This window comes from Alcanivorax nanhaiticus (assembly GCF_000756665.1).
Taxonomy (GTDB): domain Bacteria; phylum Pseudomonadota; class Gammaproteobacteria; order Pseudomonadales; family Alcanivoracaceae; genus Alcanivorax; species Alcanivorax nanhaiticus.
Genome location: NZ_ARXV01000002.1, coordinates 188,116 through 205,751, shown reverse-complemented (window position 1 = coordinate 205,751; position 17,636 = coordinate 188,116). Strand labels below are relative to the sequence as shown.

General features: G+C 54.6%; 15 protein-coding genes. 13 read left to right on the top strand and 2 right to left on the bottom strand.

The features are described 5' to 3' along the window. Window positions 1-2 precede the first annotated feature (2 nt). On the bottom strand, window positions 3-830 hold the full coding sequence (locus Y5S_RS03060; RefSeq protein WP_027948929.1) for a nuclease-related domain-containing protein: 828 nt from the start codon (window positions 828-830) through the stop codon (window positions 3-5). A gap of 228 nt (window positions 831-1,058) precedes the next feature. Between Y5S_RS03060 and Y5S_RS03055 the strand changes: the two genes are divergently transcribed. Genes Y5S_RS03055 through Y5S_RS03035 form a run of 5 tightly spaced genes read left to right on the top strand, consistent with a single transcriptional unit; the run spans window position 1,059 to window position 5,732 of the window. After that, on the top strand, window positions 1,059-1,430 hold the full coding sequence (locus Y5S_RS03055) for a TIGR03757 family integrating conjugative element protein (RefSeq protein WP_197055081.1): 372 nt from the start codon (window positions 1,059-1,061) through the stop codon (window positions 1,428-1,430). Beyond that, a complete protein-coding gene (locus Y5S_RS03050; RefSeq protein WP_035230301.1) occupies window positions 1,427-2,452 on the top strand; it encodes a TIGR03756 family integrating conjugative element protein in 1,026 nt (341 codons plus the stop codon). Before Y5S_RS03055 ends, Y5S_RS03050 begins: the two co-directional genes overlap by 4 nt. Next, entirely contained in the window at window positions 2,449-3,789 is a 1,341-nt protein-coding gene (locus tag Y5S_RS03045) for an integrating conjugative element protein (RefSeq protein WP_035230300.1), read from the top strand. The genes Y5S_RS03050 and Y5S_RS03045 overlap by 4 nt, the downstream gene beginning before the upstream one ends. Beyond that, window positions 3,779-4,147, top strand: a complete 369-nt coding sequence (locus Y5S_RS03040; protein WP_197055080.1) for a hypothetical protein — start codon at window positions 3,779-3,781, stop codon at window positions 4,145-4,147. The genes Y5S_RS03045 and Y5S_RS03040 overlap by 11 nt, the downstream gene beginning before the upstream one ends. Before the next feature lie 16 nt (window positions 4,148-4,163). Then, entirely contained in the window at window positions 4,164-5,732 is a 1,569-nt protein-coding gene (locus tag Y5S_RS03035) for a conjugal transfer protein TraG N-terminal domain-containing protein (protein WP_035230299.1), read from the top strand. A 7-nt stretch (window positions 5,733-5,739) separates the two neighbouring features. On the opposite strand, the gene Y5S_RS03030 is transcribed toward Y5S_RS03035, so the two are convergent. After that, window positions 5,740-5,949: a hypothetical protein gene (locus Y5S_RS03030; RefSeq protein ID WP_008296020.1), complete on the bottom strand. Its 210-nt coding sequence runs from the start codon at window positions 5,947-5,949 to the stop codon at window positions 5,740-5,742. 263 nt (window positions 5,950-6,212) lie between these two features. Between Y5S_RS03030 and Y5S_RS19620 the strand changes: the two genes are divergently transcribed. From Y5S_RS19620 to Y5S_RS02995, 8 genes are all read left to right on the top strand, one after another. Beyond that, window positions 6,213-6,566 (top strand): hypothetical protein, encoded by a 354-nt coding sequence (locus Y5S_RS19620; protein WP_152025194.1) that lies wholly within the window; start codon window positions 6,213-6,215, stop codon window positions 6,564-6,566. A 132-nt stretch (window positions 6,567-6,698) separates the two neighbouring features. Continuing rightward, complete coding sequence (locus Y5S_RS03020; RefSeq protein ID WP_023659436.1) at window positions 6,699-7,199, top strand: DUF411 domain-containing protein; 501 nt, start codon at window positions 6,699-6,701, stop codon at window positions 7,197-7,199. A gap of 11 nt (window positions 7,200-7,210) precedes the next feature. Beyond that, entirely contained in the window at window positions 7,211-8,548 is a 1,338-nt protein-coding gene (locus tag Y5S_RS03015) for a TolC family protein (protein WP_035230297.1), read from the top strand. Then, window positions 8,545-10,146: an efflux RND transporter periplasmic adaptor subunit gene (locus Y5S_RS03010; protein WP_035230296.1), complete on the top strand. Its 1,602-nt coding sequence runs from the start codon at window positions 8,545-8,547 to the stop codon at window positions 10,144-10,146. Before Y5S_RS03015 ends, Y5S_RS03010 begins: the two co-directional genes overlap by 4 nt. Continuing rightward, window positions 10,143-13,271, top strand: coding sequence for an efflux RND transporter permease subunit (locus tag Y5S_RS03005; protein WP_035230295.1), 3,129 nt, complete (start codon window positions 10,143-10,145; stop codon window positions 13,269-13,271). Before Y5S_RS03010 ends, Y5S_RS03005 begins: the two co-directional genes overlap by 4 nt. 1,139 nt (window positions 13,272-14,410) lie before the next feature. Next, the gene (locus Y5S_RS03000; RefSeq protein WP_331280424.1) at window positions 14,411-14,929 is read left to right on the top strand and encodes a MerR family transcriptional regulator; all 519 of its coding nucleotides are present in this window, start codon (window positions 14,411-14,413) and stop codon (window positions 14,927-14,929) included. A 20-nt stretch (window positions 14,930-14,949) separates the two neighbouring features. Next, on the top strand, window positions 14,950-15,267 hold the full coding sequence (locus Y5S_RS20135) for a heavy-metal-associated domain-containing protein (RefSeq protein WP_331280423.1): 318 nt from the start codon (window positions 14,950-14,952) through the stop codon (window positions 15,265-15,267). Between the two features lie 15 nt (window positions 15,268-15,282). Continuing rightward, window positions 15,283-17,628, top strand: coding sequence for a heavy metal translocating P-type ATPase (locus Y5S_RS02995; RefSeq protein ID WP_035230294.1), 2,346 nt, complete (start codon window positions 15,283-15,285; stop codon window positions 17,626-17,628). Window positions 17,629-17,636 lie beyond the last annotated feature (8 nt).

The following is a 17,636-nucleotide window of genomic DNA, read 5'->3' as shown; positions in this document are numbered from 1 at the left end:
TCTCAGGGGTGTTTCACGACTCCACGGCAGGCCGGATAGGTTGCGCATCCCCAAAATTGATTGCCCGCGTTTTGTCCCTTTCTGGCCGTTCTTAGTACCATCGTAGCGCCACACTTTGGGCACTGTTTTCGACTTTGGGGCGTCGTTGACGCTGTGACTGGCGGCATGACTGCGGGGGCGGCTGGCGGTGAGGGAGCCTTCTTCTGGAGCAAATGGTTGACGTGCTGTCGGTTGGTGGTAAACCCCCGCTGTAATCTCAGCTGTTCGATTTGTGCCGTCACAGTCTCCACGGCGGCCTGGCTGAGGATCACTTCGCGCCGCGCTTTGATATACCGGATATACCCACCGGCATAAACCACATTCTCGGGCAATTCAGTCTTGAACGTCGAATCACCGACAAACACCACCAGCGAGTGAATCGCGGAAGCCGGAATATCCAGCAGGGTTTCCAGGGTTTTGACGTGTTTATAGTTCTGGTGCAGTGGGTTCTGAAATTTATGGGTGTGTTTGTAGATTTTCTGGGTCCAGGTTTTCTGGTTGGCCGAGCCGAATATCCAGCCCTTCATATTTTTGGTTTCAATTACGAATACGCCGTAGCGCGACACAATGATGTGGTCGATCTGTGTGGTGCCATCATCGGTTTGTAATGTCACATCCTTGATCAGGCGGTATTCGTCCTTTGGAAGAAACAGTCGTGCGGCGGTATTCACCAGAAACTCACCGGTAATGCCTTTGAACCAGGGGGACTTGAGAACACCTGCCAGGATGGCGAGAGGTATGAGGTACCACAGCGCGCCGTAGACCTGTTGGATGATGGGGCTGAAATCCATTCCTGTATTTCTTCCGTTACGAATGTCCCGCCATTATAGGAATGTCGCCTCTGGTCGGCCAGAAACATCGACGCTTCATGTCTGGATTTTCCGTTTATCCCCCACCGTCAATCCTTCAGCATGAATGCTCTGTCAAAGATATGTGGATCTGGATGGCCGCCAGTGAATAGTGCAAGAGCTCATCTCATTCTTTCGATCGTTCTAATAGGGGTGCTCTGTGAGCCGGTTTTGGCTGACGAACCATCAATTGCGATCGAGGTATTTACCGATTCAATGAACCCGGTCGCGAATGGTGCGGATGGTATAACTGTGTACCACATAGACCGTATTGATCGACTTCAGCAAGAGCTCTCCAAAGACTTGCCAGCGAATCCCGAAGCCGCAAAACAGACAGCCCTCCATCGCTTTCAGCGTATGGACAATAAACTCAGCCATGAACTGGAAAACGCCGCTAACGGCCTGGTGCAGGCGATGCAATACGGCATTGATCGCTATCCGGCCATGGTCTTCGATGGCAAAGCTGTGGTTTACGGCATCACCGACATTCGAGCGGCAACCCAACGATATCGGCAGTGGCAGGCCGGGGAGGCTCGACCATGATGTGTGCTATCCGCCGTTGTGGATTCATCCTGCTGATGTGGGCGCCCCTCATGAGTCATGCGGGAACGATCTCTACCACGGAAATCGTTTCCCAGACCACGAGTGCCGCACTCAGCTGTATGCGCTGGATGCCGGTGGGGATGTGCTTTTGGCTGCGCTGTTCCATTTACGAATGCGATGTCGAGACCTCAATCAAAGTTGGCCATTACCAGCCGGATGCGGTGGTGAGCAGTTACAACGAACTCGGTAGCAATCCCTGGACAGAGATCCGCAGTATTCTTGGGGCCGCTCAAAGTTCCGCCGCGACAGGACTGCTCGGCAGCTTGCTGCCCGTGCCCATCGAGAGCGCCGGGAATCGAACGGAAGGTGGGCAGGGCAACAAGGACCACCGTAATCTGATCTTTCGGGAGACCGATGTCATCGGCCATCCTTTAGGTTCGCTGTCAGGTGTCCTGGCGGGTACCGGCTATTTGTGTGAATCGGAAACCACCTCCTTTTATCCCTATTTCATGTCGAGCCTGGATGCGCTCTCCTGGCGTATGGAAATCCCGGAAATGTTCTATCCAGCGAGTCTGATACCCGGCATGCGGGAAATCGGCACCTGGCCTCTGCAGACCTGGGGTGGTGTCTACCCCAGAACAGGCTGGACCACACAGGCAGAGGAGCCCAAGGCCGCGGCAATCAATGCGCAGCGAGCCGGGGATATCGTGACCCGGAACGGTCAGCCGCACATTTACGATCAGATCGAAGCTTCTTCCAGCTCCGATCAGCGTATTTGGTCGCCGGGTCCATTGGTTGAAGACGATCCCGCCACCGGTGAGTGGCAGATGTTGCTCCCCAAAGCAGAATCAAGCTGCGCTGTTTTTGGCACCAACGATCTCGCCAGCGCCAATGGTTGGGGTGGTGGCCGCGTGGACGAGGAGGGTGATTACGCCTGGAACCTGTGGAGGCCTTATCAGTGCTGTGAAAAAGAAGGCCAGTTTTTTCTGTTCGACATCAACTGGATCAATTACCCGCCATGATCAAACACAACCCTATCCACTGTCTGCTGATCGCTTTGGCGGTCGTCATTGGCTCTGACAGCTATGCCGCTCAGGCGCCCACAGAAGATGGGCTGTGGTATTACGAGATCGGTGGCGCCGAACCGGTCTCGGTACCGGCGAATCCCGCTGTGGTCTCCACGACATTGGGAGGCTCTGCCCAACTGGGACTCGGCTACAGCTGCGGCAAGTTCGATCCGGTGGCGGCGGTCACCAATACCCTGAACGACATCGGTTCCGGTGTCGACAACATGATGAACGCCATGACGGCAGCGGCCACCAGCGCCATAGCGTCGTTACCTGCACTCATTCTGCAACGAGCCAACCCCGGCCTGTACGATCTCTTCCAGAATGCCCTGATCAAGGCCGAAGAAACCATGCAGCTGGCCACCAAGTCCTGCGAGCAGATGGAGGCGGAGATTGCCCAGGGCAAGAACCCCTACGCCGATCTGATCACCTTATCCAAAGGTAACGATTGGAAGGTGCAGATGGGTATTGGCGGCAATGATGCCGTGACCGCCAAAGACACGGTGGAATCCTCAAATGGCGACAATGGTGTGCCCTGGATCGGTGGGCAGGCCGGAGGAGCCGGCCAGCCAGTGCTGGAATTTACCGGCGATATCGTCGAGGCCGGTTACAACATCAATATGAATCGCGTCGTGACTGACACCAGTCCGGTACCGACCGCATCGGCCACCCGCCTGTCGGAAATCTGGGCGTCGCCCGCCGAAGCTCGGGACTGGACCGTGGATGTGGTGGGCGAGAATATCGTCACTACCTGCGATACCTGCCGCAAGGACAGCATTCCCGGTACGGGCCTGCTACCGAAGCTCTATCAGGAGTCCGCCACCGTCACCACCGAGATCCAGAACCTGGTCAGTGGCGCGACACCGCCCACGTTGGCCAATCTCGATCAGATCACCGCCCCCGGCGTGGCCATCACCCGTCAGGTGATCGAAGCCATCCGCGAGATGCCGGCCTCAGAGCAGAGCCTGATCATGGGCCGCCTGGTCTCCGAGATCAGCACTGCGCGCACGGTCGAAAAAGCACTGTACGCCCGGCGTCTGCTGCTGTCGGGGCGGCAGGTCCCTGAGGTTTACGCCACCGAAGTTGCCCGCGAGCATGCGGACAACTCCATCGCCGAGCTCGATAAAGAAATCGAAAACCTGCTGTTTGAAACCCGTGTACGCAAAGAAGTGGTATCCGACACTGTTGCCACATTACTGGAGCGAGCGGCTGCCAAACGGCAGAGTTCACTTACCGTACCGGAAGTGCCCACCCTGGATCCCAATCCGTTGCGAGGTGGGCGTGTTCAATAACATCCGATCAAGGCGAAAAAGCTTTCTGCTATTCACCACAGTGGCCGTGTTGCTGACGGCACTGGCGGGGTATCTCCTTATGCATCGATTGCAAACGGATTCCGTGCAATCCATCCAACAGAGCATCGATGCCTGGCGGACGACGCTGACAGTCATACGCTGGGTAGCGATCGCCGCTGTTGCCCTCGGCTGGAATCATCTGGTTGCCTGGCTGGCTGATGCGACAATCCTGAGCCGGGCCAAAGCAACCAGACTAACAGGATTACGCTGGCGCGCCGTCACCTGGTTGGTTTTGCTCGAATTGGTGTTAGGGCAGGGTGTATTGGTCAATGCCATTGGCTTGATGGTTAGAGCTTGATCATTGGAGCTGGGCAATGAGTGTCGATAGCTATCTGGAGCTCTTTACTTCCCTCTTCGGCTGGACCTTCTACGGCATTCTGTGGGATGTGCTGGTCAGTACCGGTATCGTCTATCTCCCGTTTCTGGGCATCCTGATCGACAACTGGCGCGAACCGGCGCAGGGCGGTGAGGTGGGTCATGCCAGTGGCCTCTCACTGCGGCGCATGGAGATCGAGCTGTTCATTGCGCTGTTGGTAGTCGTGCTGGCCGGGCAACCCGCTACCCTCACACCACTCAATGCCGGTACCTTGTCCTACTCGCCGCCGCCGACCTTGCTGAATCCAACGCCAACAACCGCGACCGTAGCGGCCCCACAGAGCACCTATGGCACGACCGGGTTCACGGGTTCTGCCGCAACAGTCAATGTTCCCGTCTGGTGGTACGGCGTGATCGCCCTCAGCTCCGGCCTGAATCACGCCATTGTCCAAGGCCTCCCAACCGTGGCGGATATGCGCACCTTCGAGCAACAAGCACACCTGGCCACCATTGCTGATCCGCGACTCCGGCAGGAGGTGAGCGATTTCTTCAGCCAGTGCTATATCCCGGCCCGCTCCAAATACCAGGCTGAACGACCAAACACGGCGGCCATCAATGGCATTCTCACCACCTACGGTGCCGATGATCCCGACTGGATGGGCGCACACGTCTACCGGGAAACTGCAGGCTATTACGACACACTGCGCCCGGCCAACCAAATTACCGGCTGGGCTTACAGCGCGGCCAGGGATACGGAATACGATCCGACCACTCCGCCAGCCTGGGGCAAACCTTACTGCAAACAGTGGTGGGAGGATGGGGCCATCGGCTTGCGGGAAAAACTGATCAACGAGGCGGATGCCACCTCGGCCGGCTTTTCCGGTCTGGTGGTCGCTATCGCGCCGGCACTGGCCAGCGAGCAGCAAAATGACGCCGTCGCCAAAACGGTTCTCACCAATGCGCCACCCTCCTGGTCGAGTAATGAGCTAATCGCCAATAATGCATCTGGGGCAGGATTGGTCAACACCGCTGGATCCATCGTCAAAGGCGGCCTGGCGACCGGTGGTGTAGTCACCGCATCGGCCCTGTTTTCCGTCACCATGACCGCCGTGTTGCAGTCATTGCCCATGGTCCAGGCCATTATGCTGCTGGGCATCTATGCCCTGCTGCCACTGGTGGTGGTTTTGTCCCGCTACTCCATTGCCATGATGGTGGTCGGTGGCATGGCCATCTTCACCATCAAGTTCTGGACAGTGCTCTGGTATCTGGCCATGTGGGTGGATCAGAACCTGATTCTGTCCATGTACCCTGACGTCAATGTCTTCCTGCAGATCTTTGCCAACCCTGGTGAACATGACGCCAAGCGCATGCTGTTGAATATGATCACAACCAGTCTCTATCTGGGATTGCCGCTGCTGTGGAGTGGGATGATGGCGTGGGCGGGGGTGAATATAGGGCGCTCTATCACTGCAGCTACTTCCCCGCTCGCAAGGCCTGCTGATGATGCAGGAAGGCAGGGCGGCAGTTTGGGTAAAATGGCCGTCTCAAAAGGGATGAAGAAGAAATAGGGAGCTGTTACAAGTCCTCCTCATACCAGCCATCTGGATCAGCTCCAGAGTCCATACGTCCAGTACGAAAATTGTGCTCCCCAAATCGGTCTGAGCCATCTCCTAAGGGACGGTCTTCGCTTTCGTCGTCATCGGCGCTGAATAGAATGCCCACAGCGGTTACGAGCAAAGCAGCACTGGCTCTGAGGATATTGGCAATGCGGTTGACAGTATTCATCGGCAGACTCCACCTGCGGGTTACTCCAGCTCAGATTTAAGTATAGCGCCGTTGGACAAAAAAACTTAGCTCAGCCACTCAATCCTGACGGGGTGGGCCTCAAGTCAATATTTGCAGTTCTGGCGCTTAATGGAAGTATCCGTTGATTGATCTATGTCAATCATCAAGGGCGTTATGTTTGAACTTTCGAGAGAATAAGGTATCTTTCCTAATGTTAATATAACCATTTGCAGATTATGTGGCTTAGCAGATTCAGATTTTACATGGCGATCTTCGCGTTACTGGCTTTTACCAGCCAGTCGTTCGCTGTTGCGAAATTGCCCTGCCACAAGATGAGTCACGAACCTGATGTTCCAGTAATGACGGGGGCAATGGATCATGGAAGCCATACCAAGGCAAACAATATCCAGATCAATAATGCCCTTACGGCTGATGCCGCTGATTGTTGCAGCCAGGATCACTGCTCTCAGTTGGATTGCATCTCTGCAAGCGTTGCGGTGGTGAGTACACTGTCGCCGTTTTCCGTTCAGTTTTCTCAAACCCTCAATACAGCGTATTCGGTTTCCTTCCTCTCCCAGGCAGCTTCCTCGCTGTTTCGCCCCCCCATTTCCCGCTGAAGTAGGGTTGGTACGCCTGAAATTCAGGCGTCTGACGACTCGATAAGCGGGAGATAAAAACTCCCATAACGTATGTTTAAAACGCGCCATCGCTACGAGCGCGTTCACTGCAACTCTTGATTGGGAGTCATCATGAAGCCGTTACATACCTATCTGCGCTTTCCGGCGCTGATCGTATTCCTGTTATTTCTTACCGCTTGTTCAGAAAGCGAAAATCACGCAACTAAAAGCGCAACGATTGCCACGTTGGATGTTTATAAAAGCCGCACCTGTCAATGCTGCCAGCAATGGGTTCACCATATGGAAGATGTTGGTTTTGACACAAAAACCCACCACCCGTCGGACTTGAATCGCATTAAAAATGACTATGGCATAGCACCTGAGTTCCAGTCCTGCCATACAGCAGTGACGAGTAACGGTTATGTGTTCGAAGGCCATATCCCTGCGCGCTTTGTTCAGCAGTTTCTGGAAAACCCTCCCGATGACGCCATCGGCCTTAGTGTGCCTGGCATGCCGGCAGGCAGCCCTGGTATGGAGATGGGTGACAGGTTTACGCCTTACAAGGTATGGCTGCTTAAAAAAGACGGTTCGGCTGACGTGTTTGCATCTGTGAATAGTCGCGATCAGCAATAGGACATATAACGATGAACATTCAATGGGTATTTTTATTGTTTTTGCTGGTGGGGCTTCCTGTATTTGCGCAGAGCCCGGCTAATACGTTGAGTCTGGATGAGGCCATCGCCCATGCCATTGCCACGGATCCCTGGCTGAACGGTAGCCGGCATCGCGAAGACGCTTTGACCAGCGAATCAATTTCAGCATCGACGCTTCCAGACCCCAAGGTCAGCCTGATGGCGGCTAACTTTCCTACCGATAGCTTCGATATCAACCAGGAGCCTATGACGCAGCTCACTGTAGGTGTCAGTCAGATGTTTCCTCGCGGCGATAGTCTGGCGCTGTCCAGCCGTCAGAAACAGGAGTTGGCGGAACAGGAGCCATTGCTTAGGCAGAATCGCCAGGCCAAGGTATCGGCTACTGTTTCGCAGCTGTGGCTGGACGCATTCAGAGCCCAGGAGAGCATTCGATTGATTGAGCGGGATCGCTCGCTGTTTGAACATTTGGTGGATGCAACCAAAGCGAGCTATTCGTCGGCACTGGGACGTGCCCGCCAGCAGGATATTATCCGGGCCCAATTGGAGCTTACCCGGTTGGACGATCGTTTGACGGTGCTGCGGCAACAGTCGGAGTCAGCCCAACAGCGTTTATCCGAGTGGGTCGGCGGTCTTGCCAGTCTGCCGTTAGCGCAGCTTGTGCCCAGTCAGTACGGTGATGAGCCGGCGTCGGTGGGAGGTCAGCCGGATAGTGATCGTTGGCTCTATGAACAGGTCAACCGGCACCCACTCTTGCGGGCGCTTGATCAGCGTATTGATGCCATGGAGACCGGGGTCGAATTAGCGCGCCAGAAATATAAACCTGAGTGGGGTCTTTCCGCCCAATATGGCTATAGGGACGATGATCCCATGGGGCGTGACCGGGCTGATTTTTTTTCTGTCGGTGTGACCTTTGACCTGCCGCTTTTCACCGGCAAGCGACAGGATAAAGACGTCAGTGCGGCCACTTCCCGGGCTGAGGCCATAAAAACTGACAAGTTACTGATGGCGCGAAAGCTGATGGCGGAACTGGATACGGCCTTGGTACAGCTACAGCGCCTGAATGATCGTCGCGCGCTCTACGCCGAGCAGTTATTGCCGCAAATGGCCGAGCAGGCCGAAGCTGCCCTGGCCGCCTACAACAACGACGACGGCGACTTTGCCGAAGCGGTGCGCGCCCGCATTGCTGAGTTAAATGCCAAGATCGACTTTTTAACGATCAGGATTGATCGGCTGAAGACGATTACCGAGTTGAATTACCTCTTGTCCAAAAATGGTTCAGAACCGTTTCCCGCCACCAACAGTAACCAGGCGCAAGGATTAACCCCATGAAGATTCAATTGAATAAATCTTTTTTCATTACCGTTGCCTTGTTGATTGCGACAGCGACCCTTGCGCACTATTCGGCCCTATGGCGTATGAAAGGGACCACGGGCGGTGATGACGTTGCAGCCGAGAAAAAACCACTCTACTGGGTCGCGCCGATGGATCCCAATTACAAGCGCGACAAACCGGGTAAATCCCCTATGGGGATGGATCTGATACCAGTGTATGAAGATGCGGGCGGCGATCAGGAGATTGGCACAGTCACCATCTCTCCCGATGTGGTCAACAATCTTGGCGTACGTACAGCGTCTGCTACTCGGGGGCAGCTGGACGTCTCTGTCAATACCGTGGGCTATGTGCAATATGATGAAGACCGTCTTGTTCACATTCATCCACGGGTAGAAGGCTGGATTGAAAAACTCCATGTCAAAGCCGCCGGAGATCCGGTCACTCAGGGCGAGCCGCTCTATGCCTTATATTCGCCTACCCTGGTCAATGCCCAGGAAGAAGTGTTGCTGGCATTAAAGCGAAATAACCCAACACTAATCACTGCTGCCATGGAGCGGCTGTCGGCTTTACAGGTGCCGGAATCGGAAATCCACCGACTGAAAAAATCTGGCAAGGTCAGTCAGACGATCACCATCAAGGCCCCGCAATCCGGCGTATTGGACAATCTTATGGTCCGTGAAGGCATGTTTGTGAAACCCGGTATGGAAATGATGGTCATCGGGCAACTGGAACATATCTGGGTCATTGGCGAAGTGTTCGAGCGTCAGGTCATGAGCGTACGGAAGGGCGATGCCGTGCGCATGTACCTCGATTATCTGCCAGGACGCACGTGGTCTGGCACCGTTGACTATATCTACCCGTCACTGAATACCCAGACTCGAACAGCTCGGGTGCGCGTACGATTCGACAACCCGGACGGCTACCTGCGACCGGGTATGTTTGCGCAAATGACGATAGCGACACAACCCGCTCGGGAGGCGTTGCTCATTCCGCGGGAAGCACTGATTCGCACGGGTAGCCAATCGCGAGTCGTGTTGGCTAAAGGTGACGGGCGCTTTAAATCCATCGCCGTAGAGGTAGGGCGAATTGGCGAGAACCAGGTGGAGATTCTGTCGGGGCTCAACGAGGGCGACCGGCTTGTGACTTCCGCGCAATTTTTGCTTGATTCCGAATCCAGCAAGACCTCGGATTTTCGTCGCATGAACCACAGCCCGGATGACGATACCCAGCCTGAAACACCGGCATCGGTATCAGTCGGCGCCCGTATTGAAGGCATCATGGTCGAACACCGGATGCTCACGCTGGCACACGACCCCATTGATGCCTGGCAATGGCCTGCCATGACGATGGATTTTATCGCAGACCCTGCGGTGGATCTGGATGGGCTGAAACCCGGCATGAAGCTGCACGTGGAAATTAAGCGGGACGGGGGCAGTAATTACGTTGTCAGCCAGATCCATGGTTTGGAACCGATATCCGAAGACTCACACGAGGATGGAGACGACCAATCCATGGGCAACAGCCCGCATCAGGGTATGAGCCATGATGGGATGGATATGGATCAAGGCCAGCGCAACGGGGAGGACAAGCCATGATCGAAGCCATTATCCGCTGGTCTGTCCAAAACCGCTTTTTTGTGCTGCTGGCCACTCTGATTCTGGTGGGGGTCGGCGGTTGGTCCCTGAAAAACACGCCGGTAGATGCCATTCCCGATTTGTCGGACGTGCAGGTGATTATCAAAACCAGTTATCCGGGGCAGGCGCCGCAGGTGGTGGAAGATCAGGTCACCTATCCACTGACTACTGCCATGTTGTCGGTGCCTGGTGCGGTCACCGTACGCGGCTACTCGTTTTTTGGCGACTCCTATGTCTATGTCATTTTTGATGAGGATACCGATGCTTACTGGGCGCGTTCGCGGGTACTGGAATACCTGTCGCAGGTGGCGCCCACTTTGCCGCCCAATGCCAGGCCGCAATTGGGGCCGGATGCCACCGGTGTGGGTTGGGTCTACCTCTACGCACTGGTGGATCGCACCGGTCAGCACGATCTCAGCCAGCTGCGCAGCCTGCAGGACTGGTTCCTGAAATACGAACTGCAAACTGTGCCCGGGGTATCTGAAGTCGCTGCACTTGGCGGCATGGTGAAGCAGTACCAGGTTAAGGTGAACCCGGACAAGCTGCGAGCTTTTAACATTCCACTCTCTCATATCCAGACGGCAATCCAGCGCGGCAACCAGGAAGTCGGCGCTTCTGTGGTGGAAATGGCGGAAGCGGAATACATGGTGCGCGCGTCCGGCTACATCCAGGGGCGTGATGATCTGGCCAATATCCCTTTGGGCCTGAACGTCAACGGTACCCCCTTGCTGTTAAAGGATGTGGCCGACATCGAAATCGGGCCACAGATGCGCCGGGGCATTGCCGAACTCAATGGCGAGGGTGAGACAGTAGGCGGCATTGTGGTCATGCGCTTTGGCGAGAATGCGCAAAAAACCATTGATGGTGTCAAAGCCAGGCTGGAGACACTCAAGGCCGGGTTGCCTGAGGGTGTGGAAATCGTGACGGTCTATGATCGTTCCGGCCTGATTGAGCGCGCCGTGGAAAACCTGTGGCACAAATTGCTGGAAGAATTCATCGTCGTGGCCCTGGTGTGTGTCGTCTTCCTGTTTCATATCCGCTCCAGTCTGGTGGCCATTGTCAGTTTGCCGGTAGGTATTTTGGCCGCATTTATCGTCATGCATGCGCAAGGACTTAACGCCAATATCATGTCGTTGGGCGGGATCGCCATTGCCATAGGCGCCATGATCGACGGCGCCATCGTCATGATTGAAAACATGCACAAGCATATGGAACGCACGCCACTGACCAACGAAAACCGCTGGCAGGTAGTCGCGGAATCTGCCGCCGAAGTCGGTCCTGCGCTATTTTTCAGCCTGCTGATCATTACCGTGAGTTTCGTGCCGGTGTTTACCCTGGAGGCCCAGGAAGGCCGTATGTTCTCGCCGCTGGCCTTTACTAAAACCTACGCCATGGCCGCGAGTGCTGCATTGGCAGTAACGCTGGTGCCCGTGCTGATGGGCTATTTTATCCGTGGCAAAGTACTGCCTGAGCACAAAAATCCACTCAATCGCGCGTTGATTGGCGTGTATATGCCTACGCTTAAAACCGTGCTTAATTACCCTAAATCCACGCTCGTGTTAGCCCTGGTGATTACGGTTATCGGATTTTGGCCCGTCAGCCAGATAGGTAGCGAATTTATTCCCCCTCTGGATGAGGGTGATTTGATGTATATGCCCACCACCTATCCCGGTCTGTCGATAGGTAAAGCGCGGGAGATCCTGCAGCAGACCGACAAGTTGATAGCCACGGTGCCCGAAGTGAAAAGTGTATTCGGCAAAATCGGTCGGGCAGAAACGGCCACTGATCCGGCGCCCCTGACCATGATTGAAACGTTTGTCCAGTTGAAACCGAGAGAGGAGTGGCGCGATGGTATGACTACGGAATCGTTAAAAAAGGAACTGGATGCCTTGGTGAAGTTTCCTGGACTGACCAATGCCTGGGTGATGCCCATCAAAACCCGTATCGACATGCTGGCCACGGGTATTAAAACCCCGGTGGGTATTAAGGTGGCTGGCCCCGACCTCAAGGAGATCGAAAAAATCGGCAAGCGTTTGGAGCAGGTGCTCAAAGATGTACCTGGCACCGCCTCGGTCTACTCCGAGCGAGTAGCGGGTGGCCGTTATATCAAGGTGGATATTCAGCGGGAAAAAGCAGCGCGTTATGGTCTCAATATTGCTGACGTGCAGCAGGTGGTGGCCACCGCCATCGGCGGCATGAACGTCACGCAGACAGTCGAAGGGTTGGAGCGTTATCCCGTCAATCTGCGTTATCCCCAGGACTATCGTAACTCGCCGGAACAATTAGCCCTGTTGCCCATCGTAACAACCAGTGGCCAGCGCATTGCATTGGGGGATGTCGCTCGTGTTTATGTGGAAGACGGCCCCCCGGCCATCAAGAGCGAGAATGCCCGCCTCAACGGCTGGACCTTTGTTGATATCGATGGCGTGGATATTGGCAGTTATGTAAAAAATGCCATGGCCGTGGTGGCCGATCAGGTCGAGCTACCAGCAGGCTACTCCCTGAACTGGTCGGGGCAGTACGAATACATGCTGAGAGCCAAGGAAAAACTCACCTATGTGGTGCCGCTGACGCTGGCCATTATCATCGTGCTGCTCTATTTCAATTTTCGCAACTTTGCCGAGGTCGCGATCATCATGGGCACTCTGCCGCTAGCCATGGTGGGCTCGATCTGGCTGATGTACGTGCTCGGCTACAACTTCTCTGTCGCTGTTGGCGTGGGCTTTATTGCGCTGGCAGGTGTGGCAGTAGAAATCGGCGTCATCATGCTGGTGTACCTCAATCAGGCCTATCGCCATATGCTGGAAGACTGTGAGCAGAAAGGTGTTGAACCGCGAAAGGAAACATTGCGCCACGCGGTGTTGCACGGTGCCGGCCTAAGGGTAAGACCCGTGATGATGACTGCAGCGGCGATTATCGTGGGGCTGTTACCTATTATGTACGGCACGGGTACCGGTTCGGAAGTCATGAGTCGGATTGCGGCGCCTATGGTGGGTGGCATGCTGAGTGCCGTGGTATTGACTTTGCTGGTATTGCCGGCGGTTTATCTGCTTTGGAAGCAGAGTAAGGGTAAAGACGGAACTTAAGCTATGAACCTGGCGTACCCGATTATAAAGTTCGGGTGCGCCGTTCTGAATTCTAACCCTATATTCTTGGCCTCTCTGTTGCTTCTGGAGCTGCAACCGATGGGGAACACGTCGGTGTCAAACATTTGATTCAGGTCAAGAACTGGCGATATCAGATCTGCTAGATTAAAACGGTCAATAAAGGGAGCCGATATGGTTCATTATCTGGGTATTATGTTGGTCATTTGGGGGTTGCTTGCGCAACCACTGATGGCTGCATTGCCCAGGGATATGCAGGTTCACCTTCCAATACCGGCAAACGCGCTCAACCATGGCTCGATCGCCTCGATATTGGATCTGGACCATACGCGACCAGTCCCAGCGCCCACTTCCGATTCTCTCAACCCGAATGACCGTGGTGAACAGGCGGCCGGACATAGCCTCACTGCTTCGACAATGCCCTGTCATCAGATTGCCAAGAGCGATTCGCCCAAACCCCGCGGTAAGTGCTTAGCCGGTCATTGCGACTCAGGCTGTCTATCGGCCAGTCACTGTGCGTCAACCTGTTCAGCCTCGGGAACAGTTGGGGCGGTCGGTTCATTTTTTAAAAATACTATGAATCATGCCGCCTGCGACATGTTCAATACTGCGCCGGAACCATTGTTGGCACGGCTCCCCTCACGCATTTTTCACCCTCCCAAAACGGCCTGATCAGGCCGGTAAGCCCGCTGGTATAACAACCGCGATACCTGTTTCCTGAAGGGTTCCGCCTTTGCGGGCCCTGGTTCTTGAACCTTTGAAATCCCTGCTGGTGGTTCTCCCGCTTTGTGCTGTGAGCAACGCATGTTCCGACTTGCCAGGGTAAACAGGATTACACATACATTACTGGAATGTAATACATGGGTCATCTTAAGGTCAAAAACGCCGCTCTACTATGACAATGGATAAGTCCAGGTGCAGCTTGGGAGTTGTGTACGGGTCGATTCAATGCAGAAACGCCGTGACAGGATATCGGGCCAATATTGACGGTTGACGGCGTACAGGCTACAGATCGAGGTGCGTGTAATAGTGAGTACGAGAGGCCTGATACCTGTTAATGAAAATTGCTTGGCCTGTGTCTTGGACACAGGTGTAAGGTGACAAAAAGCCGGACAAATTCTTTGGATTTTCTCTCGGGTTTAGAACTGATGATTGACTCATATCAAGGCAAGGAACAGATCTTCGGGGTTAATCTGAATCCTGCGATAGTCAGACTGAGCTGCGAGGAGGGCTGTGTGAAAGTTATCGAAATGGCCAGGCGTTTAGGGGTTACGGCCGATACCGTGCGGTTTTATACCCGGATCAAGATTCTGAAACCGGGTAAGAACAAAGCCAATGGATATCGGGAATACAGCGAAAAGGATTACAACCGCTTGCGATTCGTGCTGAGTGCACGGCAACTGGGCTTTTCCGTTGAGGATATTCAGGAAATTTTGAACCACGCGGATAAGAAGAAATCGCCTTGCCCGACGGTTCGCCGCTTGATTGACCAACGCCTGAATGAAACTGAACAACGGTTCGCCGAGACTCTGCAACTGCGGGAACGCATGCAGCAGGCCGTGGTCGAGTGGAGCCAAAAGCCGGATAAGGTGCCGACCGGCCATATGATCTGTCACCTGATTGAAGAGTTTGCCCAGTAAATCAACATAGAGGATTTGCCATGAATACACAGAAGTTTGAGAGCCCTGCTCATCACCAGGGCGGCTGTTGTTGCGCCAGCAAGTCATCCACAGCAGCTACCACCCGGAGCAGTGTTGGCTCAGATAGCGATATCCCGCTGCAGCGGTTACAGGTGCAAGGCGCCACGTGCGGTGGTTGTGTAAGAAGCATTGAGCAAACGCTACGCTCTGTTTCCGGTGTAAGCGATGCGTGTATGGATCTGGCGACGGGTGTCGCTTCGGTCGTTGGCATGGTCGAATCTAACGCTCTGATAGAGGCGTTGAATCGAGCGGGTTTTCCTGCGGCGGTCATCAAATAATTCAGGAGTGATCCCATGAGTTCAGTGAACACGGAATCCGGCAAACCGGGTTGTCATAAAGATACCGATAACAACGCACAGCATCATAATCATGAACACGGTTCTGATCCCCATGTTCATGTTGATAGCGCGGCGCACCAGGAACTGATTATCGAGGGTGCTGGTTGTGCCAGCTGTGTGGGAAAAATCGAATCAGCTCTGAAGGCGGTACCGGGTGTGGAGAACGCGGAAATGAATTTCGCTCAGCGCACCGTCAGCGTGATTGGCAATGCAGCCGCGTCTGACTTGCTTAAGGCGGTGGAGAAGGCGGGCTATAACGCCAAGCTTGCGGCTGCTGAGAATGAAGATGATGCATTGGCCGAAAAAGAGAAGGCGGATCAGGCTTATTACAAGCGCTTGATGAAAGAAACCTGGATTGCTCTCTCACTGGGTGGCCCTTTGATGGCCTATGCGCTGATCACTGGTGAAGTCAACGTCAACACCACCACAGAACGCATCGCCTGGTTGGTCGTGGGTATTCTGACTTTTGGTGTTCTCTATTTTTCCGGCAAGCACTTTTTTGTCGGCGCCTGGAAGTCCTTTCTCAATCATTCTGCCAATATGGATACGCTGATTGCTTTGGGTACTGGCACGGCGTGGTTGTATTCCATGGTGGTGGTGTTTTTCCCAGACGCCGTTCCCGATCAGGCGCGCCATGTCTACTTCGAGGCTACGGCGATCATTATCGGCTTGATTGATCTTGGCCTTGCACTGGAACTGAAAGCCCGCGGTCGTACCTCGGAGGCCATTAAGCGCCTGATTGGTTTACAGGCAAAAACAGCACGGGTCATTCGCGATGACAAAGAACTGGATATTGCTATCGAACAGGTTCTACTGAACGATGTGGTCCGTGTGCGGCCAGGTGAAAAAATTCCCGTCGATGGCGAGGTAATCGAAGGGCATACCGCTATTGACGAATCCATGCTCACCGGCGAGCCGATGCCGGTAGAAAAAGCTACTGGGGATACCGTGGCGGCGGGCACCATCAATAAGTCAGGCTCAATTCTGTTTAAAGCTACCCGCGTTGGTAAAGACACGGCGCTGGCGCAAATCATCAATATGGTCAAGCGCGCACAAAACTCTAAGCCGCCCATTGGTCGTTTGGCTGATGTCATCTCAGCCTATTTTGTTCCGGTGGTCATGATTATCGCCGTAGCGAGCGCCCTGACCTGGTTGAATTTTGGGCCGGAACCAGCGGTAGCTTTTGCGATTGTATCGGCGACCACTGTATTGATTATCGCCTGTCCCTGTGCGCTAGGCCTGGCAACACCGATGTCAGTGATGGTGGGCGTGGGCAAGGCCGCGGAGGCGGGCGTGCTGATTCGTAACGGCGAGGCCTTGCAAACCGCGTCGAAGATATCGGCGATGATTCTGGATAAAACCGGCACCATCACCCTGGGCGCGCCGAAGGTTACCGATGTGTTGGTGGCAGGTGAACATGACGAGCAGGCGGTGTTGCGATTGGCAGCAACGCTTGAATCCGGCTCCGAGCATCCGTTGGCCATGGCTATTGTTGAAAGTGCTCAGGAAAGAGGGATCGAAATGGGCAAGGTCTCAAATTTTAACGCCATTGCCGGCCACGGTGTGCAGGCGGAGGTGGACGGAAAAACACTGTTGTTCGGCAATGAAAAGCTCATGCGCGAGCGCACTATCGGACTGGGTGATTTTGTTGAAAAGGCCCAGGCGCTGGCCGCCGAGGCTAAAACGCCGATGTATTTCGCCGTTGATAATAAGCTCGCAGCGATTATCGCAGTAGCCGATCCGATTAAGGAAGACTCCATCGCTGCCATCAAGCGCCTGCAACATAACGGTATACGGGTGGTGATGCTCACCGGCGATAACCGCGCCACAGCCAAAGCGGTAGCGGAAAAAGCCGGTATCAAGGAATTTTTCGCCGAAGTGCTGCCGGAAGAAAAATCCAAAAAAGTGCAGGAACTGCAGATGGAAGGCGAAGTGGTGGGCATGACCGGGGACGGTATCAACGACGCGCCAGCCCTGGCCATCGCCAACGTCGGCTTCGCCATTGGCACAGGTACCGATGTGGCCATTGAAAGTGCCGACATCACCCTGATGCGGGGTTCGTTACATGGTTTGGCCGATGCCATTGCAGTGAGTAAAGCGACCTTGCGCAATATCAAACAGAATTTATTCGGCGCCTTTATTTACAACGTGGCCGGCGTACCTTTTGCGGCTGGCGTGCTGTACCCATTCTTGGGTTTGTTGTTGAACCCGGTGATTGCCGGGGCCGCGATGGCGTTTTCATCACTCACTGTCGTGACCAACGCCAATCGACTGCGTTTGTTTAAAGCGCAGGAACACTAAGTCCAACA